General features: G+C 43.5%; 24 protein-coding genes. 13 read left to right on the top strand and 11 right to left on the bottom strand.

Going from position 1 to position 24031, the window contains the following annotated elements:
- Positions 1 to 58 precede the first annotated feature (58 nt).
- Together AAGU76_RS10890 and AAGU76_RS10895 are read right to left on the bottom strand one after the other, a co-directional pair.
- Complete coding sequence (locus AAGU76_RS10890; RefSeq protein ID WP_342485508.1) at positions 59 to 766, bottom strand: ABC transporter ATP-binding protein; 708 nt, start codon at positions 764 to 766, stop codon at positions 59 to 61.
- On the bottom strand, positions 759 to 1544 hold the full coding sequence (locus AAGU76_RS10895) for an ABC transporter ATP-binding protein (protein WP_342485509.1): 786 nt from the start codon (positions 1542 to 1544) through the stop codon (positions 759 to 761). Before AAGU76_RS10895 ends, AAGU76_RS10890 begins: the two co-directional genes overlap by 8 nt.
- Before the next feature lie 217 nt (positions 1545 to 1761).
- On the opposite strand from AAGU76_RS10895, the gene AAGU76_RS10900 reads away from it, so the two are divergent.
- Positions 1762 to 2343, top strand: coding sequence for a TetR/AcrR family transcriptional regulator (locus AAGU76_RS10900; RefSeq protein ID WP_342485510.1), 582 nt, complete (start codon positions 1762 to 1764; stop codon positions 2341 to 2343).
- 37 nt (positions 2344 to 2380) lie between these two features.
- On the opposite strand, the gene AAGU76_RS10905 is transcribed toward AAGU76_RS10900, so the two are convergent.
- Entirely contained in the window at positions 2381 to 3052 is a 672-nt protein-coding gene (locus AAGU76_RS10905) for an HDIG domain-containing metalloprotein (protein WP_342485511.1), read from the bottom strand.
- Positions 3053 to 3298: 246 nt separating this feature from the next.
- Here AAGU76_RS10905 and AAGU76_RS10910 point away from each other — a divergent pair, with 246 nt between their 5' ends.
- The 4 genes from AAGU76_RS10910 to AAGU76_RS10925 all read left to right on the top strand — a co-directional run bounded on the left by AAGU76_RS10910 (position 3299) and on the right by AAGU76_RS10925 (position 6746).
- Positions 3299 to 4159: a transporter substrate-binding domain-containing protein gene (locus AAGU76_RS10910; protein ID WP_342485512.1), complete on the top strand. Its 861-nt coding sequence runs from the start codon at positions 3299 to 3301 to the stop codon at positions 4157 to 4159.
- 22 nt (positions 4160 to 4181) lie between these two features.
- Positions 4182 to 4967, top strand: a complete 786-nt coding sequence (locus tag AAGU76_RS10915) for an amino acid ABC transporter permease (protein ID WP_342485513.1) — start codon at positions 4182 to 4184, stop codon at positions 4965 to 4967.
- An 8-nt stretch (positions 4968 to 4975) separates the two neighbouring features.
- The gene (locus tag AAGU76_RS10920) at positions 4976 to 5719 is read left to right on the top strand and encodes an amino acid ABC transporter ATP-binding protein (RefSeq protein ID WP_342485514.1); all 744 of its coding nucleotides are present in this window, start codon (positions 4976 to 4978) and stop codon (positions 5717 to 5719) included.
- Positions 5720 to 5801: 82 nt separating this feature from the next.
- Entirely contained in the window at positions 5802 to 6746 is a 945-nt protein-coding gene (locus AAGU76_RS10925) for a 2-hydroxyacid dehydrogenase (protein WP_342485515.1), read from the top strand.
- A gap of 81 nt (positions 6747 to 6827) precedes the next feature.
- On the opposite strand, the gene AAGU76_RS10930 is transcribed toward AAGU76_RS10925, so the two are convergent.
- The 5 genes from AAGU76_RS10930 to AAGU76_RS10950 all read right to left on the bottom strand — a co-directional run bounded on the left by AAGU76_RS10930 (position 6828) and on the right by AAGU76_RS10950 (position 11303).
- Positions 6828 to 7301, bottom strand: coding sequence for a hypothetical protein (locus AAGU76_RS10930; protein WP_342485516.1), 474 nt, complete (start codon positions 7299 to 7301; stop codon positions 6828 to 6830).
- A 139-nt stretch (positions 7302 to 7440) separates the two neighbouring features.
- Positions 7441 to 7878 (bottom strand): hypothetical protein, encoded by a 438-nt coding sequence (locus AAGU76_RS10935; RefSeq protein WP_342485517.1) that lies wholly within the window; start codon positions 7876 to 7878, stop codon positions 7441 to 7443.
- A gap of 292 nt (positions 7879 to 8170) precedes the next feature.
- Entirely contained in the window at positions 8171 to 9265 is a 1095-nt protein-coding gene (locus tag AAGU76_RS10940; protein WP_342485518.1) for a hypothetical protein, read from the bottom strand.
- Between the two features lie 179 nt (positions 9266 to 9444).
- Entirely contained in the window at positions 9445 to 9759 is a 315-nt protein-coding gene (locus AAGU76_RS10945) for a LuxR C-terminal-related transcriptional regulator (RefSeq protein WP_342485519.1), read from the bottom strand.
- A gap of 98 nt (positions 9760 to 9857) precedes the next feature.
- Positions 9858 to 11303, bottom strand: coding sequence for a LuxR family transcriptional regulator (locus AAGU76_RS10950; protein WP_342485520.1), 1446 nt, complete (start codon positions 11301 to 11303; stop codon positions 9858 to 9860).
- Positions 11304 to 11521: 218 nt separating this feature from the next.
- Between AAGU76_RS10950 and AAGU76_RS10955 the strand changes: the two genes are divergently transcribed.
- The 6 genes from AAGU76_RS10955 (at position 11522) to AAGU76_RS10980 (ending at position 17200) form a co-directional block, all read left to right on the top strand.
- Complete coding sequence (locus AAGU76_RS10955) at positions 11522 to 12175, top strand: TrkA family potassium uptake protein (RefSeq protein WP_342485521.1); 654 nt, start codon at positions 11522 to 11524, stop codon at positions 12173 to 12175.
- The gene (locus AAGU76_RS10960; protein ID WP_342485522.1) at positions 12172 to 12837 is read left to right on the top strand and encodes an NAD-binding protein; all 666 of its coding nucleotides are present in this window, start codon (positions 12172 to 12174) and stop codon (positions 12835 to 12837) included. The genes AAGU76_RS10955 and AAGU76_RS10960 overlap by 4 nt, the downstream gene beginning before the upstream one ends.
- Positions 12838 to 12947: 110 nt before the next feature.
- Entirely contained in the window at positions 12948 to 14486 is a 1539-nt protein-coding gene (locus AAGU76_RS10965; protein ID WP_342485523.1) for a potassium transporter TrkG, read from the top strand.
- Positions 14462 to 14962 (top strand): DNA-binding protein, encoded by a 501-nt coding sequence (locus AAGU76_RS10970; RefSeq protein ID WP_342485524.1) that lies wholly within the window; start codon positions 14462 to 14464, stop codon positions 14960 to 14962. The genes AAGU76_RS10965 and AAGU76_RS10970 overlap by 25 nt, the downstream gene beginning before the upstream one ends.
- Before the next feature lie 90 nt (positions 14963 to 15052).
- Positions 15053 to 16510 (top strand): DUF4118 domain-containing protein, encoded by a 1458-nt coding sequence (locus AAGU76_RS10975; protein WP_342485525.1) that lies wholly within the window; start codon positions 15053 to 15055, stop codon positions 16508 to 16510.
- Between the two features lie 9 nt (positions 16511 to 16519).
- Positions 16520 to 17200 carry a response regulator transcription factor gene (locus AAGU76_RS10980; RefSeq protein WP_342485526.1) on the top strand — a complete coding sequence of 227 codons (681 nt, stop codon included), beginning with the start codon at positions 16520 to 16522 and terminating at the stop codon, positions 17198 to 17200.
- Positions 17201 to 17225: 25 nt separating this feature from the next.
- Here the strand turns inward: AAGU76_RS10980 and AAGU76_RS10985 are convergent, their stop codons facing one another.
- The 3 genes from AAGU76_RS10985 to AAGU76_RS10995 form a co-directional block, all read right to left on the bottom strand.
- Entirely contained in the window at positions 17226 to 19319 is a 2094-nt protein-coding gene (locus AAGU76_RS10985) for an MASE3 domain-containing protein (protein WP_342485527.1), read from the bottom strand.
- 136 nt (positions 19320 to 19455) lie between these two features.
- Complete coding sequence (namA, locus tag AAGU76_RS10990) at positions 19456 to 20487, bottom strand: NADPH dehydrogenase NamA (RefSeq protein ID WP_342485528.1); 1032 nt, start codon at positions 20485 to 20487, stop codon at positions 19456 to 19458.
- Positions 20488 to 20582: 95 nt separating this feature from the next.
- The gene (locus AAGU76_RS10995; protein ID WP_342485529.1) at positions 20583 to 21332 is read right to left on the bottom strand and encodes a 3'-5' exonuclease; all 750 of its coding nucleotides are present in this window, start codon (positions 21330 to 21332) and stop codon (positions 20583 to 20585) included.
- Positions 21333 to 21587: 255 nt separating this feature from the next.
- Here AAGU76_RS10995 and AAGU76_RS11000 point away from each other — a divergent pair, with 255 nt between their 5' ends.
- Both AAGU76_RS11000 and AAGU76_RS11005 read left to right on the top strand, forming a co-directional pair.
- Positions 21588 to 22724, top strand: coding sequence for a ComEC/Rec2 family competence protein (locus AAGU76_RS11000; protein WP_342485530.1), 1137 nt, complete (start codon positions 21588 to 21590; stop codon positions 22722 to 22724).
- 84 nt (positions 22725 to 22808) lie between these two features.
- Entirely contained in the window at positions 22809 to 24011 is a 1203-nt protein-coding gene (locus tag AAGU76_RS11005; protein WP_342485531.1) for a M20 family metallopeptidase, read from the top strand.
- Positions 24012 to 24031: the final 20 nt, after the last annotated feature.

Genomic DNA, 24031 nt, shown 5'->3' on the forward strand with positions numbered 1-24031 from the left:
GCGGCAACCTTATCAAGTCAGATATCAGTTTCCACAACGATTATATCATAATTACATGCTAATCGCCACCCAGATATGCCCTTTTTATTTCTTCGCTGTTTGACAGCTCTGTTCCGCTGCCGCTCATAACTATGGAGCCGGTCTCTATGACATAAGCCCTGTTTGCTATGGAGAGGGCCATCTTGGCATTTTGCTCCACCAGCAGAATTGTTGTTCCTGCTTTATTGATGTTTTTTATGATGTTGAATATTTCCATGACCAGAATCGGAGCCAGTCCCATTGAAGGTTCATCCAGCAGCAGAATTTTCGGCCTTGACATTAGAGCCCTGGCCATGGCCAGCATCTGCTGTTCACCGCCGGACAGCGTTCCTGCCGTTTGCTTTTTCCTATCCTTCAAAACCGGAAACAGTCCGTACATCTTCTCAATGTCCTCCCTGATGATTTTCTTGTCTTTTCTAAGATATGCGCCGAGTTCAAGATTTTCAAGCACCGTCATGGCCGGAAATATTCTCCTTCCCTCAGGAACCTGAGAAATGTTCATAGCAACCCTCTGAGGCGCTGCCACATTTGTTATGTCGGTGCCTTCCAGAACCACTTCTCCGCTTGTGGCCCTGTTAAGCCCCGATATGGTCCTGAGCGCCGTGGTTTTGCCTGCTCCGTTGGCTCCTATGAGCGTAACAATTTCACCTTTATTTACAGTCAGCGACACATTTTTCAGGGCGTGAATAACTCCGTAGTGAACATTCAGCTTCTTTATTTCAAGCATTTTTTACATCCTCCCCAAGGTAAGCCTCTATGACCCTTTTGTCAGATTTTATTTCAGCCGGCTTTCCCGAGGCTATCAGCATACCGTAATCCAGAACGTAGATACGTTCGCAGATTTTCATCACCAGCGACATGTCGTGCTCTATCAAAAGGACAGTGAGATTGTAGTCTTTTCTTATTTTTGCAATGGTCCTGGTCAAGTTTGCAGTCTCATTGGGATTCATGCCTGCAGCCGGCTCATCCAAAAGGAGCATAACTGGTTTTGTAGCCATGGCTCTTACAATCTCCAGGTGTCTTTGCTCCCCGTAGGGAAGATTCCTGGCGAGCTCGTTTTTCTTGTGGCTCAGGCTGAAAATATCCATCAGCTCTTCCGAGTCCCTTCTTAGCCTTTCCTCTTCTTCCCTGTACTTGTTCAGGTGAATGAATGATGAAGGCAGTCCGTATTCAACATTCTGGTGCATGGATATGCGGATGTTGTCCAAAACCGTAAGATCCTTGAATAGCCTTATATTCTGAAATGTTCTGGCAAGACCCGACTTTGTCACGTTGTAGGGCTTAAGCCCGCCTATGCTTTTTATATAACCGTTCACATCAAGCTTTATAGTACCTGAGCTGGGAGCGTAAACTCCCGTAAGGAGATTGAACAATGTGGTTTTTCCGGCTCCGTTAGGTCCTATGAGACCAACCAGTTCACCTTTGTCAATACTCATGTTTACATCCGAAACTGCCGTAAGGCCACCGAATATCTTTGTAAGTTTATCTATTTCAAGCAATGCCATTGTTATCCCTCCTCTTTAATTTTTGTAAAAAAAGGCGCCGTAGATAATCTACAGCACCTTTGCTATTTTTTACATTTTAGCACATGAATTTTATATGTCAACACTTTTTTTACGAATATAAATTCATGTTTCTGAAATTCGTATACAAATGATTTTAGTTTTTTGCATGTTGCATTTTTATACTCTGTATAATATAATCTTAATGGCGGTGATAATATTGAATGTTAGCTTATACCAATCAATCTCAAAGAAAAAGAGTATTGTCGATGTCATTGCAAATCTCATGGATGAGGAAGGGTTGAAGAATGTAACCATAAAGGATATCTGCGAAGAGGCAAATATTTCAGTAGGGTCGTTCTATCATTACTTCACTTCAAAGGATTCCATCGTTCAAGAAATGTACAAGCTCATGGACGAATATTTTTTGCTCAACAAAGACAATATCTGCAGCCATTTCACAGCAAACGAGGACATCATTGATTTTGTCACACATTTTGGTTTATACGCAGAGCAGTGGGGATATTACGCAAATCTTCTTGTCATGAAAACAGCCATAGCAGATGACGCATTGCATAGCAACAGGCAAAGAAGAAAAATCTACAATGTACTTACAGAAATCATAGAAACGGGCATCAGGGAAAAATTTTTTAAGATAAGCATTGATGCCGATGATCTGGCTTCAACCATATTTGTGCTGATGCGCGGATACCTTCTCGAATGGACTAAGAAAGGACACGATTACCCTGTAAGGGAAAAAATGGTCCGTCAGGTTGAATGGCTTCTGAAATCCATAAGTTAAAAAAATGCCACAATTGCGTTGACAATTGTGGCATTTTTCATTGCTGGACCTTTGGATTACAGTCCCTGCATTTTTTTTGAAAGACAGCTATGTTTTGTCTTTCCTTTCCTATGTCACTGCCCTTTCTTCCCATCCTATCGCAGAATCCTAAAAGGGCTACTTCGCTTATGTCGGTTTCTTCCTTCATGCCCGGTATGTCGGCAAATCCGTTTTCCTTGACCACATGCAGTATCTGCATGTGCCACCTGATAAGGGATGTTACCTTTCTGATGAATTTTTCATCGGTTGTGAATTCCCTCAGGAATTCAGCTGCAAGCACGGCTCCCACTTTTTCGTGGTCGTAGGATGTAATACGGCCTTTTTTGTTTCTGGTGGTGTCCGGCTTGCCTATGTCGTGAAGCAAGGCTGCCCACATGAATACTTTTTCATTCCTGCTTTTTCTTTTTTCTTTGGCAGCGTAATCTATAACAAGCATGGTATGGTTCCACACATTGCCTTCCGGATGGTAAACAGGCGACTGTTCTGCATTTTTCAAATTGCTCAGCATTGAAAAAGGATGTTCCTTCATTATTGGACTTTCCAAAATGCTGTTGAAATACTCCGACGGCTTTTCATCCATCAGGAGATGGTTGTTCATTTCATACAAAAGAAATTCCTTTGTTTCATCATCTGTCCTGAAGCAGTCCAGCTTCCTCTGTTTTAGCTGCATGTTCACCTCTTGTTAAAAATATTGATTTTTATATATTTATGTTGCCTCCACAAAAGAAAAATATACTTTTGTATTAATGGAAGCAGTTCCATAAAAAAATCCCTTTTTTAATTTTATATTGCAAGTAAAAAGTATTGACACAACTGTTTTGTGTGAGTATAATAAGCAAATAAAAACGGTATGACAAAGGCGTCAGCTTCCTTGGGAAGTTGACGCCTTTTTTACTGAATCAAAGGAGTGGAGAAAATGAAATTAAAAAAATTAATGACAACTGTACTGGCTGCATCGTTGTGCACCGCCATGGTGCTGACCATGACAGCATGCGGCGCAAAGGATTCCCAGACTGCTGCAGAAACTAAGACGGAAAAAAAGGTTTTGAAAATAGGAATGGAATGCGCGTACGCTCCATTTAACTGGACGCAGACAACTGACGAAAACGGCGCTCTGCCTATAGCCGAAATAGGAGGATATGCCAACGGCTACGACATAATGGTCAGCAGGATGATTGCAGAAGAGCTGGGTTATGAGGTTGAAATATACAAAACTGAGTGGGACAGCTTGATTCTGGCTGTAAACTCAGGAAAGATAGATGCCGTAGTTGCCGGCATGGCTATGACGGAAAAAAGAAAAGAAAGCGTGGACTTTACAGATACATACTACGTTGCAGACATAGTCGCTGTTACGATGAAGGGAAGCAAGTATGAAAATGCCAAGTCCCTTAAGGATTTAACAGGTGCGACGGTAACTTCGCAGGTTGCAACAATCTGGTACGAAACCATTGAAAACCAGCTGCAAAACGCTGACATAAAACCGCCTGTGGATTCCACGCCGGCCACCATCACAACCCTTACGTCCGGCAAGACGGATGTAATAGTCATTGACATGCCTACAGCATTGGCTGCTCAGATGGCCAACCCTGACATGGTGATTCTTAACCTGTCCGAAGGCGACTTCGACACAAGCTCGGAAGACACCGACTTTGGAATTGCCGTTAAGAAAGGAAACACCGAGCTGGTGGAAGAACTGAACAAGGTTGTTTCCAAACTGGATGATGCAAAAAAAGAGGAATTGATGAAAAAAGCATTGGAAATTCAACCGCTGTCTTAATCAGCAAAGGGAGGAAACAATTATGAAATCAAGTTTGCCTACAACCTTCTGGGGATGGATTCCTTTCCTGTTTAATGAATATTCGCCCATGTTCTTAAAGGGAGCCTTTATAACTTTCTTCATAGCTTTCATCGGTACTTTCATTGGATTGATTATAGGTTTCCTGGTAGGAATTATACAGACCATCCCCCATAATAAAACAAATAAATTTAAAAATGCCGCACTTTGGACCGTAAAAAAGCTTCTGACGGTCTATATTGAATTTTTCAGAGGAACGCCGATGATGGTGCAGGCCATGATAGTATATTACGGTCTTATGCAGGTATTTTCCATAGACTTGAGCTCCATGTCCGCAGGTCTTCTGGTTGTTTCCATAAACACAGGTGCATACATGGCGGAAACAGTCAGAAGCGGCATAATATCCATAGACCCGGGGCAGACAGAGGCAGCCAAAGCCCTGGGCATGACCCACTTCAGAACAATGTATTCCATAGTGCTTCCGCAATCTTTCAGGAACATCATTCCTCAGATAGGAAACAACCTCATAACAAACATAAAGGATACGTCGGTTTTAAGCGCCATAGCCGTACCGGAGCTGTTTCTGGCCGGCAAGTCCGCATCGACCACATATTTCAGATACTTTGAGGTGTACTTTATCATATGCCTCGTATATCTTGTGATGACGCTTGTTGTTTCCAAACTGTTAAAGCTTCTGGAACTTAAGCTTGACGGTCCTTCAAGCTACGTTCTTTGTGAAGAATATGCACAGGAAGAATCGGGAAAATACAAAGAAATCGAAGCCATATAGGAGGGCTTATGTCAAATTTGAATCCAATAATGGAAATACATCACCTTGTGAAGACCTTCGGAGACAACGAAGTTTTGAAGGACGTTGATTTCACCGCCAACGAAGGTGAAGTCATATGCATCATAGGTTCATCAGGCTCCGGAAAGTCCACGCTCTTAAGGTGTATCAACATGCTTGAAACACCTACAAGCGGTGAGATACTCCATCGAGGGAAAATAGTGTCCGACAGCACTGATGACCTTAACAGCTACCGTTCAAAGGTGGGCATGGTATTTCAGTCCTTCAACCTTTTCAACAACATGACGGTTCTGGAAAACTGCATGATAGGCGTTACCGCCGTACTGAAAAAAGACAGGAAGCATGCCAGGGAAATTTCCCTCCACTACCTTAAGAAGGTAGGCATGGCAGCCTACATAAATGCAAAGCCATCCCAGATAAGCGGCGGACAGAAGCAGCGTGTTGCCATTGCCAGGGCTCTGGCAATGGAACCTGAAATGATGTTGTTCGATGAACCCACCAGCGCGCTGGATCCTGAAATGGTTGGTGAAGTTTTAAGCGTCATGAAAAACCTGGTCAGTGAAGGCATGACCATGATAATAGTCACACATGAGATGGCTTTTGCCAGGGACGTATCAACGAGGGTTGTCTTTATGGACAAGGGGGTAATAGCCGAAGACGGTCCTCCCCGGCAAATTTTTTTAAACCCCCAAAACCCCAGAACCAAGGAGTTTCTTTCAAGATTCTTAAATTGATTCTATCGAATTATTGACGAATCATATGAAACTTTATTATAATTAAGGCAATGAATCACACATTATGAAAGAAGGTATGAACATGAAATTAGTTATAATTGAACCATTGGGAGTGGAAAAGGAAAAGCTTCTGAGCATGGCTGGTGAAGCCCTGGGAAATGCCCTGGAAATTGAATACTATGACAACAGGACCACAGACGCAAATGAATTGATCCAAAGAGGAAAGGACGCGGACATAATAGCCGTTTCAAACCTTCCATTAAATAGAGAAGTTATACAGGGATGTAAAAATCTTAAAATGCTTGCAGTTGCCTTTACTGGAGTTGACCACATAGCAATGGACGCATGCAGAGAAAGAAACATAGTCGTGAGCAACTGCGCCGGTTACTCCAATGCAGCTGTAAGCGACCTAGTGTTCGGTCTTCTCATATCCATTTACAGAAATATAATTCCATGCAACGAGGTTGTGAGAAAATCAGGCACAAAAGACGGTCTTGTGGGCTTCGAGCTTGAAGGAAAGAAATTCGGCATCGTTGGAACAGGCGCAATCGGAAGCAGGGTCGCTGCCATTGCCAGGGCGTTCGGCTGCGAGGTTTTCGCTTATTCAAGGACAGTGAAAGAAATGGAAGGCGTTACGTTCACAGATTTGGACACTCTTCTTTCAACCTGCGATGTTGTATCGCTGCACGTTCCTTTGAACGATTCAACAAAAGGATTGATCAACGCGGAAAAAATTGCGCTCATGAAGAAAAATGCCGTGCTTATAAACACAGCTAGGGGACCTGTTGTTGACAGCAAGGCTTTGGCTGATGCCCTTAACGAAGGAAAAATAGCCGGAGCAGGCGTGGACGTTTTTGAAATCGAGCCTCCAATTGCAGAAGATCATCCGCTTCTTCATGCAAAGAACCTTATAGCTACTCCTCACATTGCTTTTGCAACCAAGGAAGCTTTAGTTAAAAGAGCGGTAATAGTGTTTGACAACATAAATTCATTTGTGGCAGGAAAACCACAGAACGTGATGAAATAGCTGCACAGTTTCGTTCACCAAATTATTTGTTCTAAATGTACTTGTTATTAAACAGAAAGTTCCGAATTTCTTCGGAACTTTTTATTCTGCCTTTTTGGTTACGTTGACGGTTGTTTCTATATTCACATTCTGAAGGACGCCGCTGACCTGGAGGTATTCCTGCACATCATTTTTAAGCTTTTCCACCAGGCTGATGGCCTTTTGTTCATCCTCATCCGAAATGGAAAGAACAAATCCGGGGTTTTCATACCTGGAAATGTATCCTTCTTCAGCAAGCTGGCCCAGAGTGCTTTGCAGAGCATCGGATATCTTCATGTTGTTGAGCTTCAGACCATCCAGCACGTACCTGATGTCATCGCCTTCATTGTCGGTTTCCACACTAAGTACCCTGTTGAAGGAATTTACCGTATACTTGATGGACGGGCTGCCCTTGAGGCTCACTGTGCTTGAGGGCGTAATATACAGATATCCTCCATAGGCTGAACCGGCAAACACAAAAAGCATGACCAATATAAAACTGAAAAACTTCAATAAACCTGAAAAAAATCTTTTCATAATACCACCCGTCAACTCAAGAATTAGCATGCATTTAAATCTCTATATTCTATATTGTATTAAAACCATATTCTATATATACCATCATTATAAAACTTTAAACATCAGCACAATTGGAGCCGGCTGCAACAAAAGGAAATTACAGGAACTTTTTGAGCCTGTCGATATTGTCCTGCTCAAGCTTTATGAACCTGTCGGCAAGTGCCTGGATTTCCTTGTCAGTGCACTGTCCGGAGTTAAGGTTCTTTGTCATTTCAGTGACTCCCATGGTATTTCCCTTGATGAGCATGTCTGCTACGTGGGAAGGATTGTTGCTGATAAGCGTGTTTATACCCACGCTCATTTTAGCACTCACCTTGTTCATGAGGGAAATGTCCTTCGGTTCGCTGTTTCTTCTGGAAAGCTCCACGCATGACTCATTGGCAATCTCTTCATATGTTTGGAGCTGGTACTTGAGCTCGTCGTAAATTTTGTTGTCATTTACCTTGGATAAAAGATTGTTGATTGTTTCAACGCCCATTTTTGCCCCGCGGTAAATTTCCGACAGCAAATCAACGGTGTTCTGACTATTTTCCATAATTGACCTCCTTTGAATTTTTATTTATTGTCTGCAAAATCCAAAAGATTAATCATGTATAAATTTTCTATTTTTAAAGAAAAAAGTTGCTCCGCAACTCCGCTTGGGGACCTATGTCCCCCTTCGGCGTAAAAACGCTTACGCATTTTTGACTCCGCACCCCCCCTAACGGCAAGGACGTCCCGTCCTTTGCAATCCTCGTTTTTATATAATAGGAAAAAGGACTTCCTATTATATAAAAAAACCAGGGTACTTCACCGTTCCCTGGTAAGTATATGAGACGCTATGCCCGTTACTTCATGGTTTCGTAAGTCCTTACGGACATCAGAACAGCAGCCTCCCTTGTGGCCATGCCGTAGCCGGATGCTTCCTGCACGGTTGTTGTTGCCTTGGGCATGAAGTTTCCTGTTGATGCATCCCCCTTGATGATCCCAAGCTTTGACATATACTTGGTAGGCAGAACAGCATATTCTGAAATGTTAGATTGATCCGGAAAATTCTTTATTCCTTCCACAGTGTAGTCACCGTCAGGAGCTATTGCCTTTATTGTCCTGAACAGCATGGTAGCACACTGCTCTCTGTTTATCAAAACCTTAGGCGAAAATGTCGTTGATGATGTACCCTGGGTAACGCCGATATTTAATGCCTTAAGTATCTGAGGATTTGAAGTGTCTGTAAACGGGTTTGAAGCAGCAGGCTGCACTGAAGTTTCAGTTGTCTTTTCATACAGGACGAGAGCAAGCTCTGCAAATTCCTCACGGGAGATAGGCTTTGTCATATCTGCTCCAACCAGTATGGCAGGAATCAATCCTGCTTCCTTGGCTTTGTCAAGTTCCGGAATGGCCCAGGAACTGGCGTCCTTATAGAAGCTTTCCGATTTGTTTGCAAGCTCATTGGACCATGGAGAGTATACATAATCCCATTCACCCGGTCCTTCGCCGTAATAGTAGGTGTAAGAGAATCTGTATCTGAAAGAATATGATTTTGCCTTGATGTCAGTTTCAGTCATGCCTCCTTCATCAATCAGATCAAATGTTGCATAATATGTGTTTGCTTTTCCAGGTACGGCATTTTCTTCATTTACCCATACAGAAAGCCCGCCTCCGTCAGCTAATGGTTCTTGATTCTCTCCCTCACCATATGTTCCTTCCATTTCCACGTCAACCCATCCGTCAGTTGGTCTTGCTTCGTCCAGTTCAATGATCGAACTTGGCACAGTTATTTCCATTCGGAAATACGGAACGCCGTCCTCATTTTTCAAAAGCTCCATGTTGCTTATAGTCGGAGCTGCGAGGGTGGTTGGAACCCCCTCAGGTAATTCGACTGCAAATGCAGCCGGCAGGCAAAGCAGCATCATTGCCATCAGTAAAGCTGTTATTTTTTTCATTTTTCCCTCCTTATAAGTTCTATGTTATAATAATATGGCAAAACAAATTTTAAATTCATATCATAATAACCCCCTAAGCGCGTTCAAACTTTCAAAGGTCCCCTCATCCCCACATATTTGAACACGCCTCCTCCCTTTAGCCAGTATTCCCCGCATACCTGCTTCACAGCAAGCTCGTTTCACGTAATCTCCCCCTGATTTTTTATGTTTCTGTACTTAATGATAAGCTCCGCCCTTGTGTTGACCTTTAGTTTCTTGTAAACGGCAGTCATGTGGGTGTTTGCTGTTGAATACTTGACTGAGAGCTTCTCGGCACATTCCTTCAGTGAAAAGCCTTCAAGCAGCAGCAGGTACAGCTCGTATTCCCTGGGCGTCAGCTGAGACACATCCTTGAGCTTGCTGTCCTCTTCCATGTCTGACGCTTCGTCTTCTATAATCTTAGTGTAGCTTTCCTTGCCTCCCGAGGATAATATTTTTTTAAGTTTGTCAAACACGGCGCCACCTCCTTTGCAGCTTACCTTATTTTCGCTCAAGAAGGCTCATTAGTCCATTCACTAGTTCTAATAAGCATAAAAAAAGGGCCTCATTAGTTCTAATGAGACCTACTTTTTATGGGATAATCCTTGAATAGTATGAACAGTTCCGTCCGGCTGTTTATGGAAAGCTTCCTGTACAGTGATGTGCAGTATGTATTGACTGTGGGATATGCAATAGACATTATGGCGGATATCTGCCGCAGCGTATACCCTTCAAGGAGAAGTTTACACACTTCTGTCTCCCTTTTGCTTAGGTTATATTTCCTGAACATTTGAAGGTGCTCGTTATCGACTTCTATCTTTTGGGAATCTCCTGCCCATTCGTCGCTGTAATACGTTTCTGAGAGAAGCGGCGAAAACATGAGAAACAGCATCATGACTCCTGCAGATGCAATGGATGATATCACTGATACGTTGAAGGCGTTTACCTCATATACAAGATTGCCCAGTACCACTCCTGCCAGTCCTCCGCATATGCCTATGAACAGTATGGACATCCTGACATACTTCATGCTGTGGTATTTCTTTCCTATGACACCCAGGATGTAGTACATGTTTATCATGCCCATGGTGCTTCCTATTCCCAGAAACACGGAGAATGCCCCTATAAGCCCTTCTATGCCGGAAATAAATGAATAGCACAAAAATCCCATGGTTATGGAACCGAATGTAATGTTCCAGGAAAGCTGAATGCCTTTTTCCGTGCGTTTATAAACAATGAAGTACAACAGACATCCCACCAGACCTCCTGCGTAATATATGTTCATTACAGGCATGGATGTGGTTAGAGATGCTGAGTTAAGCATTCCCTTGGCAATTCCCTTGCAAAGCACTGTGAATATACAGTTGATGACCAGCGTCATGTACACCCTTGAAGGCATTTCTGCTTTTGACGGTTCATTGACCTGTGCATCTTCCTCTTTAAACAGCACAACAGCAATAAGGCCTGCAATGAGCATTGCAAAGGTTATAACGGCACCTGCAGTGTTTTTAAAGTACAAGTCGTTGTATTCTTCCTTAAGGATGGAAAGCACATTGATTAAAATGTTGCTTCCAACTACTGCATAGAATTTTTCCGTGTTGTTCAACACAAGAACAAAGGGTATAAGTATGCTGATGTTTACAAATCCGAGAAATATCCCGGTCAAGGCTGATGAGAACAAATTTACAGCCGGATTTTTCGAAAGCAAAAAAACAGCCATGCCTGACACAATTAGAACCGAACCAGCCCTGGCCGCAGTGATGAACCATTCTCTCTTAAGAACAAAAACAAAGACAGCTGAAGAAATCAGGTTCACCGAGTGAAGCATGTTTCTTGCATCCACGCCATAGGTGCTCTGGATGAGAGGAGATGCTGTCCACCAGGTTGTGAACACCACCACCCAGGCATAGTAAACAATCCAGATGTATACATAGGGATAGTTGCGTTTTCGCAGAACCCTGTAATTAGTAACGCTGTCTGAAGATTCGCCTTCCGAGGCTACATTGTTTATATCCGTCATAATAACTCCAAACTGTTATTTATTTCCATTTTATTATACAGCATCTTGAGTGTCGTTTCAACAAGAAATCTCAGATAGACATGTCTGATTAATCTTTATACAAAATTTATGTCCCTGCTTAAATTCTTAATACAATGTTTATGGTTTTTCTGTTAGCATAGGTAAGCAATACAGGTTGTTAATAAAAATGAACAAATCTATAAGAAAAGAGAGATAAAATGTATATCATAATAATCGGCTGCGGAAGGCTTGGAAGCAATCTTGCAAGACAGCTGTCAGACGAAGGCCACGACGTGTGCATAATTGACAGGGACAGCAACAAGCTGAATGTTCTGGGCTCCGGATTCAACGGATTGAGGCTCAAAGGAATAGAATTCGACAACGACAAGCTGTCGGAAGCCGGAATTGCACAGGCCGACACAGTCCTTGCCGTTTCATCCGACGACAACATAAACATCACCGTTTCCCTCATAGCTGATAAAATCTACCATGTTCCCAACGTCATAGCACGGGTAAACGAACCAGGCAAGGAGTACATTTACGACAAGCTTGCCATAAAGACCCTGAAGCCCATCAACATAGGCATATCCAATCTGAAGAGAATGCTCAGCCTGAACAAGGTCAATGAAGTGTATGACATAGGCGAAGATCTTGAAATAGCAGACGTGCTTGTAAGCAGGGACATGAAAACTACCGTTGACAGCATTGAAAAAAGCTGTTCATGCCTGATTTCCTGCATCATCAGCGGAAAGGACAGGATGATTCCTCAAAAGGAGCAATCAGTCCGCTGGGGTGACAGGATAATCTGCACCATACCTAAAAACAACATGGACACCCTCCTGAACATGGTGTCCAGGGGGACGATAATATGAAAACAATAATAATAGGCGGAGGAAAGGTCGGCTCAAATCTTTTCAGAACGCTGCTGGAAAAGAACCATGACGTTGTAGTAATAGAACGTGACAGGGAAACCTGCCTCAAGATAGCGGAAGACACAGGGTCCGACGTAATTTGCGGCGACGGGACGGATTATGATGTCCTACGGGATGCCGTAATTGATGAAGCCGAAATAATTGCTGCCGTAACAGGCACTGATGAGGAAAATCTGGTCATATGCCAGATTGCAAAATTCAACTGCAATGGGGCGAAAACCATAGCCCGCGTAAACAACCCCAAGAACATTCAGCTGTTCAAGACGCTGGGCATCGACAACATAGTGTGCAGCACCGAGGTCATAGCGAACCTTATAGAATACGAGCTGGACAAAAACCAGTACAGGATAGTTTCAACGCTGGAACGCGGCTCCATGGTTATAGCTGAGTTTATCATAGACAGCGGAAATACCTGGTGCGGCAAAATGATAAAGGATATTGTAATGCCGGAAGAGTGCGTCATCGTATCAATACTGAGGAACGACAACGTGATATATCCCAAGGGCGATACCGAAATCATGGACAAAGACAAGATCCTCATAGTGTCCAACAGTTTTGCGTTGTCTGAAATAACAAGGAAGATGCACAGACGGAGGTTTTAAAATGTATTTAAATAAATTTGAAATAAAAGGAATAGCAAAGGAACTTATTGTCATAGGGGCGTATATTGCCATTACCTTTGCAGCAGCTTTTCTCATAATGAGGTGATTCAATGAGTTCATTAAAAATCAACAATAACAGCCTGGGTATCATAAGCTATTACACAGGCTTCATTATACTCATAGTGACGATGCTAATGGTAGTCCCCATTTTCACATCTCTTTTGTTCAGGGAGTGGAATCCGCTGCTGGACTTTATCATAAGTATGTCTGTTTCAACAGTCACTGGTCTTGGCCTCATGGCCTTCGGCATAAGGTATAAAAAAAACAAGGTGAATGTGCAGTGGAAGCACGGTTTTGTGGTAGCTGCGCTGTCATGGATAATGCTTGCAGTGCTGTGCGCCATACCCTACAGGCTCAGCGGCAACGCCCTATCCATGCTTGATGCGGTTTTTGATGTCATGAGCGGATTTACAACCACGGGAATGGTTCTTACACAGGATCTTGACCATCTTTCAAACGGACTGAACATGTGGAGACACCTACTTACGTTCATAGGCGGTCAGGGCATGATCGTTCTTGCGCTTTCTCTTCTTATGAAAGAAACCGGAGGAGCATACAAGATATATGCAGGTGAAGGAAAGGACGTGGAGCTTGTTCCAAACGTAAAAGGAACAGCAAGGCAAATCTGGAAAATAAGCATGATATACCTGGCCATAGGCACCTCAGCCCTTTGGATAAACGGAATGCTCATTGGATTAAGTCCTGTATCCGCATTTTTACACGCTCTCTACATCTTTGAATCATCGTGGAGCACCGGAGGTTTTGCGCCTATGTCTCAAAACATCATGTACTACCACAGCGCTTCATATGAAACAGTTGCTGTTGTTATCTTCATACTGGGGTCCTTCAACTTCGGTCTTCACTATGCAGTCTGGCACGGCAACAGCAGGGAAATTTACAAAAACATCGAGACGCAGAGCTTCTTCGTTACGTCCTTCATAGGCTGCATCTTGGCGCTTATGTGGCTATCAAGAATCCATGCGTATTCGGGAGCCGTCATGGGTTTCAGAAGGGTTGTGTTCAATATTCTTTCTGCCCATACCACAACAGGCTTCGGTTCAGTTTATGCCAGGCAGTTTGCGCTGGAATGGGGAGATTTCGGCATCATGATACTGATAATAGTGATGCTCATAGGAGGCTCCGCCTGCTCCACGGCCGGAGGCTTCAAGGGTCTCAGGGTTGGAGTGGTTTTCAAGGGCCTGGTCATGGACATAAAAAAAATACTGTCTTCGGAAAGGAACATGAGGCTTCACAAGTTTCACCACATAAAGGATTACATCTTGGAAGACGGTGCCGTAAAGTCATCAGCCCTCATAATATGCTGCTATATAGTTACCTTTGCAGCCGGCACAATGCTCGGAACATACTACGGTTATCCCCTTTCCTGGGCGGCGTTTGAATCTGCATCCATAACCGGAAACGTGGGACTGAGCATAGGAATCACGGCAGCATCAATGCCGGCGGCAATGAAGATATTCTATATAGTTGCCATGTACCTTGGCAGGCTTGAATTCATTTCAGCCTTTGCTCTCATAGGGTATATTTTCGGAGGAATTAAAAAAACATGCTTAAGCAAATTAAAACACTGATCATCGTCGTCGGACTGATAGTATCCTTTTCTGAATATGTCTATGCCGGCGATTTAGTTGAAATAAATCAACTAGTTGAAAATGCAGATGACTTCGACGAACAGACGGTCAAAGTCACGGGCGAGGCTGTGGGAGAAAAAATGAAACGCGGCGATCACGCCTGGATAAATATATATGACGGCTCAAACGCCATCGGAATATGGATGGATGAAAAGGATGCAGAAAAAGTTCAGCATTACGGAAGCTACAAGTACAAGGGAGATATGCTGAACGTAACCGGCACCTTCAACAAAACCTGCCAGCAGCACGGCGGCGAGTCAGACATTCACGTAATTTCGCTGGAAATCGAAGAAAAGGGACAGGAGACAGTGAGGCCTGTATCATCCCTTAAAGTATCCGTAGCAGTTCTGTCTGCAACTCTGGCCGCATCGCTTTTCACGCTTTTCGTCATTGAAACCGGTCACAGGATAAAATAAAGCAAGACGTTACAATGACCTTACCCAAATGTTGTTTACATTTTGCTTCTGCAAGACTATAATTATACAAAACAACAAAGGAGGAATGAAATGTTAACGTCTGATAAGAAAAAACATTCAAACTCAGCGTGGCAGTCAGCTCTCACAATAGCCCTCAGTGCAGCCAGCACTCTGCTGTCGCTGCTGGTTCAGCATCTGGGATTTACTGAAGCAAACATAGTCGTCATCTACCTTCTTTCAGTGCTGATAACTTCCAGATACACAAAGGGTTACGCTTACGGAATTGCGGCCTCGGTAATTTCCATACTGTCATTCAACTTTTTTTTCACCATTCCTCTGTACACCTTCAAGGTTGAAGACAAATCCTACTACTTTACCTTTGTGGTAATGCTTCTTTCGGCAGTCTTCACAAGCGCTCTCACCAGCAAGCTCATACACACTAAGGAAGTGACCGACGACCGTGAAAGGCAGGCTCACATTTTATACAGCCTCACCAGTTCATTGGCAAAAACAAGCGAAATAAAAGATGTAGCGAGGGTATCAGCAAAATGCCTTTCAAACCTTCTGCAATGCGACATCTTATGCATTCTGGAAAGCTGCAGCAAGCCTCTGATGTTTTCTGCAAAGTCAGGAAACCTTGAAGTTAAAAGCGAAGAAATAGACTTTAACAAGATGGAGACAATACTAAAAAACCGCTGCTCGTTTCCTGTCAATGTACGCAGCAGGTGCATAAGCCACATATGTTTTCCTTTGGAACTGGAAGACATGATAAAAAGCAATGAATTTTTGTTTGATTCCATGGTAATGCAGATTACTATCGCCATGGAAAGGGAAATCCTCATAGAGGAAAAGGAAAATGCCAAGACTGAAACACAAAACGAAAGATTCAAGAACAACCTTTTAAGATCAATTTCCCATGACCTGAGGACACCTCTTACAAGAATAACCGGCGCCTCTGAAATGCTGTACCACAGTTTGGAGGACAAGGAAAGTCTGAGGCTTGTGTCAGAAATATATGATGATTCAAGATGGCTCACGAGGCTTGTGGAAAATGTGCTGAGTCTTACGAGAATTCAGGAAGGAAGACTGGCACTTAATATAAAAAAGGAGGCTGTGGAAGAAATTGTGGCCGCGTCCATAGCCCGTGCTTCTAAATATTATCCCGACCACAAAATTTCCATAATTCTCCCGGATGATGTCCTATTCGTACCCATGGACGGGAAGCTCATTGAACAGGTTCTAATGAACCTGGTTGACAATGCAATCAAGCACACCACACCGGAAAATGAAATTAGGGTTTCCATATGGCCCGAAGGAGGCAAGGTGTGGTTTGAGGTTTACAACAACGGCCTGGGTATAGACGAAAAAGACCTCCCCAACCTCTTCAAGATGTTCTACGTGGGGAGCAACCGGATGCAGGATGCAAGGCAGGGCATGGGCCTTGGTCTTTCCATATGCAAGGCTATAATAAACTACCACGGCGGAGATATTTTTGTTGAAAACAACGATGAAGGCGGAGCGACCTTCAGATTCTATCTAAAACAATAGGAGGCAACATTGTTATTTTTAATAGTTGAGGATGATAAGCAGATACGCAACTTCATAAACTTTTCATTGAGATCTCAGGATTACGAATGCGTTGAAGCTTCCACAGGAAAAGATGCAATGAATATCATTGCAACCAACAACATTTCCATGATTGTGCTGGATTTGGGGCTGCCTGACATGGACGGCATCGACATTATAAAAAGCGTCCGATCCTTTTCGGACGTCCCCATAATAGTTGTGTCTTCCAGGGACCAGGACAACGAAAAGGTGGAAGCCCTTGATGCGGGAGCCGATGATTATCTGACAAAGCCTTTCAGCATAAAGGAATTTCTGGCGAGAATAAGGGTAGTTTTCCGCCACAAGGGAAATTCCAGGGCAGAAGCACCTTCAGCATACAGGGTTGCAGACCTGGAAATAGACCTGGAAAAACATGTGGTCCTGCTGGAAGGAAAGGAAGTGCACTTCACACCCATGGAATACAACGTCCTTACGCTTCTCGTGAAGAATGCAGGCAAGGTGCTGACCCACAATTACATTCTCAAGGAAGTGTGGGGTTCATACCTTGAAAGCGACATGCAGACTCTGAGGGTTTTCATGGCAAACATAAGGAGAAAACTGGAGAAAAACCCTGCCAAGCCTCGGTACATACTGACCGAGGTGGGAATCGGATACCGGTTTGCAGATGAATAAAAAACTAAAACCGCATAAGCGGTTTTTAATTTTCGTAAATGTCCGAGAACTCTATGTTTATTTTCTCAACTTTATCTTCAAACACCTGAGAGAAAGCTGTTTCCTCCTCTTCAATAAATGTAACCGGAAGCTCGAAAGAAAATTTGCTGCCTTCGCCAAGCTTGCTTATGACGCCTATTTCTCCTCCGTGCATTTCAATCAGCGTTTTCACCAGAGAAAGTCCGATGCCGCTTCCTTCCCTGTTTCTTGTGAATGTCTTGTCCACTTGGCCAAATCGGTCAAATATAACCTGCTGCATATCAGCCGGAATTCCCACACCTGTGTCCTTAATGCTGATGCGCACCCTGTCACACAAATCCTCCAGATTCACCTGGATTTCTCCTCCTCTGTCAGTGAACTTAACCGCATTTGACAATAGGTTCAGGACAATTCTCTCAATCTGGTCCGCGTCCACAGCCATTATCTTTTCTTCAATATCAGTGTCGAACATGAACGCGATATCCTTTGAGTTCACATAATCCTTCACGGACAAGCATATGTTCTCCACAACGCTTACAATATCTAAGTTGTGGAGATTAAGCTTCATGTGTCCCGAATCGTACTTTGACGTATCTATGAGGTTGTTCACAAGCCTTATGAGCCTGTAGATGTTTTGCTTCATTATGCTTGTGTAAGAGTTGATCTTGTCCTTATAGATTCCCTTGTGCTCTTCTTTACTAAGCGATATAAGCTGAACAGTACCAAGAATGATTGCCAGTGGAGTCTTAAGCTCATGTGAAATGTTGGCAAAAAATTCAGTCAGTACCCTGTTGTATTCCTGGGACTGAATCAGTTTTTTCTGACTTTCACTGATATCTTTCTTCAGAGACCTGATTTCCTTTTGGGCAGTCATATCCCTGATGATTGCAAGAATGGCCGGTACTTTCCTGTATATGAAGTAGTTGTAGGAAAACTCAAGACTGCTTGGGTTGCCGTCAATAGCCGCAATAGCTGTTTCTTCAAATGGCACCCTTGACTTTTCCTTCAACAGCTTACTGAATCTGTCCTTCAAGCCTGCCGCGTGTTCCCCAGCCAGAAATTCATAAGGTGTCCTGCCTATGAGTTCCGATTTATCCGAAGCGCCCAACAGAGTTGCAGCTGTTGAATTTGCATATATCACTCTATCCTCCCTGATTATGGCTATCCCGTCCTCCGCATGGTCAATGATAAGGTCATAGCATGCCTCATTGCCGGTGATTGCCTCTTCAAGAAGCTTTCTTTGCCTTTCCTTTTCCTTTATGGAGCTGTCTGCATTGTCAAGGTCAGTTATGAGCATTTCCAGGGGACGCTGCAGGCCGATTTCCACTATGGCCTTGTACATGAAGTAGTATGATGCAATCTTTATAAGGTGCCCTATGAAAAAGATCGTGTCGGTTTTGTCGAGATACATGGTGAAACAAATGCCTTGGGGGACCTTCAGCAATATGGAAATTCCTATGTAAACAAACATTATGCTGTCCATCATTTTTCTTTTCCCGTAAATCACTGCGAGACTTATGAGAAAACCGGCAGCAACTGCATATTCGATGGCTTTCTTTGCTGCCGTCAGGCCCTGCCCTTCCACCTTAAAGACCGGAAGAATATCATACTTCATGATTGCAGACATGGCCAGCACCATATAAGCTATTCCTACCGCAGCGGTGAGGCTGTAATTGGACTTGCTGTTTTTTTTGTCTATGAAGGACGTTGAGTACAGGACTGTGGCCAGTTCCGCTACCCTTGCAACCATCCAGAACTGTATAGGCAGATCTGAGGAAGAGTTGGCGAACACGTTTAAGTCGCTGTAGGAGAATGTGTGCAGCAGATCCAGCACGCCCACACAGACATAACCTATGCCCAAAGTCATGAAGAAATCGTTCTGTGAAATGGGATATGTGTTCAGGGCAACAATGAAAATGCAAAACGAAATCACAGCTGCAAATATTTCCACCGCAAAGTGATAAATATGAAAATTGCTGTACTTCAGCAGCACCAGTGCTGCTATGGCCAGAAGCGCCATACTGTTTCTGATCATTATGTTTCTTTTGTTCTCTTTCGAGAATTTTCTAAATTTACTTATGTAGGCATCATTTATCTCCATAATAATCCTCGATTCATAAGTGATGATATAATTATATTACTTATTGTATTTACATTCAAGAAACGTTTTCACAAAAATTCAACTTATTATATCTAAATTCTGAAACCCGGACTTTGTCCGGGTTTCGTACCTTCGTTTATCTTCTTCTGAGGCGACCTCTTTCGTACTGAACCGGCCAGTTTGTTTCATTACTCAGTTCATGGTCAGCCTGTAGCGGCCAGTAGGGATTTCGAAGCAGCGCTCTTCCTATGAACACCATGTCTGCCCTGTCGTTCTGGAGTATTTCTTCAGCCATGTTCGGATCGATTATCAATCCCCCTGCTACAACCGGAAGATTTGTTTTTTCCTTTATTATTTCCGCAAACTTAACCTGGTACCCCTGGAAAGCCTTTGGAGCTATGTTCACTACCCCTCCGGAGCTTACGTCTACCAGATCCACTCCTTCAGCCATGACCAGGTTTACTAGGTTTGCCAGGTCTTCAGGATGGTTGCCGCCTTCAGCATAATCCTCGGCTGAAACCCTCACCATAAGCGGTTTTTCGGCAGGCCATGACTGGCGGACTGCATGGAGAACTTCTTTTAAGAATCTTGCCCTGTTTTCTGCAGAACCTCCGTATTCATCTGTCCTTTTGTTGGTAAGCGGCGAAAGAAACTGATTTATGAGATATCCGTGAGCCGCATGAACCTCGATTATGTCGTAACCAACCTTCAAAGCCCTGTCGGCAGCCTTTCTGAAGGATTCAATAACTGTATTGATGTCATCCTTCGTCATTTCGCCGGGAACCCTGTGTTCTTCGCCAAATGAAATAGAACTGGGAGCAATTATGCTTTCATTTATAGCTTCGCACTTTCTTCCTGCATGCCCCAGCTGTATTCCCATTTTTGCTCCGTTCTCCCTGACGGCATCAACTATTTTCTTAAGCTTTTCAATGTGGTGGTCATCCCATATTCCAAGGTCGTTGTCGGATATTCTCCCTCTTGGTTCCACAGCTGTGGCTTCCTGCACTATCAGGCCCACACCTCCCACCGCTCTTGATACGTAGTGTACAAAGTGCCAGTCATTTGGTATTCCATCATTGTCTGCTGAATACATGCACATTGGAGACATTACGATTCTATTTTTCAACTCAAGGTCTTTTAAAATGTAGCTTGCAAAAAGTTTTGACATATTCCCTCCTGTAATAGTTAAGACTATTTAGATAATACCCATCTGCAGCAGCATAAAACAGGATTTTAAGCGCTGATAAAAATGCTGCTGCCTGGTCAGTTATCCTTTTCCTTCAAAAACTGTCCGGTTTTTCCCATCTTGTACGACAGGATTATGATTCCTTTTTCTTCCTCCGTCATATTCCGTTGATACATCTTTTCAAACTGCTCTATGAGACTTTGCGAATCTATTATCCTTGCGGGACGTCTCACGGAAATTTTTCTGTACGACAGGTCATACTCTGCTGCCTCTATATCCTGATACTTTATTTTCCTGAAAATTTCTGATGTGTAGCGCGCATCACTCAGCGCGTTGTGAAAATCACCGGAAATTTCTATATCAAACTTTTCAACGACTGCCTGGAGCTTTGCAGGCTGGCTGCCCAGCCCGGCACATCTTGTTGCGTAAGGCTGAAGATTTATGAACTTCCTGGTAAGCAGCCCCGTGTCAAGGTTGTGGAACGAAGCATTTCTGAAAAGCTCCCTCATGTCTGACATTCCCCACACGCAATACACCGCATCAGTCCCTGTGAAGTCAGCAAAATCACGGTATACCTCCGGAAACTTCTCCTGTTTTGAAAGCATCCCGTTGTTGATTCCCGTAAGCTTTTCAATGAACGGAAGCACTTCAGCATAGATTGACGGCTTCACAAGGCGGTCAAATGTCCCCATGCAATCCAGGTTTTCATCAAGCTTGACAGCTCCAATCTGAATTATTTCAAAGGGATACGGGCTAATCTTCATTCGGGGATCTATAAGAGATGAAATGTTTTGATTGAATTCAAGGTCAAACACAATGTAATTCATAAACGCTCCTTATGAAATTATTGTTGCACAAAACTGGCGCAATATTCCTGATTGATCTTTTACATATTACAGCACGGCTGCTTCCCGTTGTCAACCAGTTTTTTCCTGTTTCGCTTTCATATTAATATTAGAAAATAAAAAATGTGTATGATACAATGAAGGAGTGTGCTTTTTTCACTACTAAAAAGAGAACAAGTCATTAAAGCATAAAAAATATTTTGGCATCATAGTATAGACAAGAAAGAGGATGATTAAATGAAAAAAAGATTATTAGCCATAATTCTGGCACTGATGCTTATGTTTACGTCAGCCTGCAGCGCAGTTGCCGCATCTGATAAAAAGGAAACTGAAAATCCTGCTGTTCAGCAGACTCAAAAAGCAGAAGCAGAAGCTTCCATACTGAAGGTGCATTTCCTAGATGTGGGCCAGGCAGACTGCACTCTCATACAGCTTCCCAACGGCGAAGAGGTTCTTATAGACGCAGGGAACAGGGATGATGATGAATACATATCAGGGTACATTTCCGGTCTCGGCATTGACGACATTGAGTACCTGGTACTGACCCATCCCCATGAAGACCACATAGGCTCTGCAAAGTACATACTTGAGAACTTTGAAGTGGACAATGTTTATATGCCCGACGCTGCAGCAGATTCAAATCTGTACAAAGATACTATGGCAGCCGTTAAAAATAGCGGTGCACAGCTGTTTTATGCAAAGCCCGGAACATACATAATAGACACGAAGGATCTTAAGTTTGAGATTCTTGCACCCAAAAGCATGTATTATTCCGAACTCAATGAATATTCTGCTGTTACAAGACTGGACTACATGGACACTTCATTCATATTTACGGGTGATGCCGAAAGCGTATCTGAACTGGAGATGATGGGTGCAGGGTTTAACCTGAATGCAGATGTTCTTAAGGTCGGCCACCACGGAGGCAGAACAAGTTCAAGCAGGAATTTCCTGCAGGCAGTAACCCCTGAAATATCCGTAATTTCATGCGGCGAAGACAACAGCTACGGCCATCCGCACCTGGAGACACTTAACAGACTTACGGAAACAGGCTCAAAAATCTACAGAACGGATGAGCTTGGTACCATTGTTGCTGTATCGGATGGACAAAACATAGATATGAGCAGCGAGGAAGGCTCATTTCTTAAGCCAGCTTCATCTGAAGCGTCACAGCCCCCTGTTTCCATAAGCGTTCCGGCACCTTCAATCACGTCATCTGAAACAGGGTACGTCGGCAACAGAAATTCGCTTGTTTTCCACTATCCGGACTGCAGCTCCGTAAGCACCATGAAGGAAACGAACAAGGTGATGTTCGGCAACAGGCAGGATGCCGTAAACCTGGGATATACACCATGCAGCAGGTGCAACCCTTAATTTCATAATTTTCCCAAATAATTTTGACTTCTCATAATTAATGATTTATAATGAATAATAATAAATAACAATAGGGGTGATGAAATGAACAATACATTACAGGAAGCCAAGGCACTTCAGGAATCAATCGTTAAAGACCGAAGATACATTCATCAGAATGCCGAGCTCGGACAGAACCTGCCGGTAACTACTGAGTATGTTGTAAAAAGACTGAAAGAAATGGGTTATGAACCGCAGGTAATAACAGATTCGGCAGTGGTTGCCATGGCAGGAGGAAAGAAAAGCGGCAAGACTATTCTACTTAGAGCAGACATGGATGCCCTTCCCATACTTGAAGAAAACGGGCTTGAATATAAATCCAAAACAAGCAACATGCACGCCTGCGGCCATGATACCCATGCAGCAATGCTGCTTGGAGCGGCTCAAATACTGAAAAATCACGAGGATGAAATAGAAGGAACAGTTAAACTCATGTTTCAGCCTGCTGAGGAACAGCTGTCCGGAGCCAAGGCCATGATAAAGGCAGGAGTTCTGGAAAATCCAAAAGTAGATTCAGCCATGATGATTCACATATTTTCAGGCATGCCGGTACCGGCTGGAACACTGCTCATACCGGGCGGCGGCTATGTAACCTCCTCTGGAGACATGTTCCACATAGACATAAAGGGAAAAGGCGGCCATGGCGCAATGCCTCAGGACTCTGTTGATCCTCTGAATGTAATGTCTCACATACATATTGCCCTGCAGGAAGTCATAGCCAGGGAAATGCCTCCTTCAAGCACCACGGTAGTAACCATAGGCCAGATGCACGGCGGAAACGCTTCAAACATAATTCCGGACACTGCGTTCATAGAAGGAAGCATCCGCGCCTTTGACTCCAAGGAAAGAGAGTTCATGAAAAACAGGGTTGTGGACATATCAAAAGGCATGGCTTCATTGTTCAGGGCAGAAGCAGCAGTTACCTTCCCAATGGAATGCCCGTCCGTATACAATGATCCCCAAATGTCTGAACAGGTGCTTTCCATAAACAAGGAATTGCTTGGAGAGCAGGGAGTGTGCGAATTTGCAAAGGCATTTCCCGGAGGAAAGATGACAGGCTCCGAAGATTTCGGCTATGTCAGCGAAAAGGTTCCCTCAGTAATGATGGGCTTTGGCGGAGGTTCACCTGAAGAAGGTTTCCCCTATCCTCAGCATCACCCAAAGGTAAACTTCAGCGAAGATGTGCTCTACATGGGTTCTGCAGTTTACGCAAACACAGCAATGCAGTGGCTTAAGATGAACAAATAAATTACATAGAATAAGCAATA

Source organism: Sedimentibacter sp. (assembly GCF_038562225.1).
Classification (GTDB): Bacteria; Bacillota; Clostridia; order Tissierellales; family Sedimentibacteraceae; genus Sedimentibacter.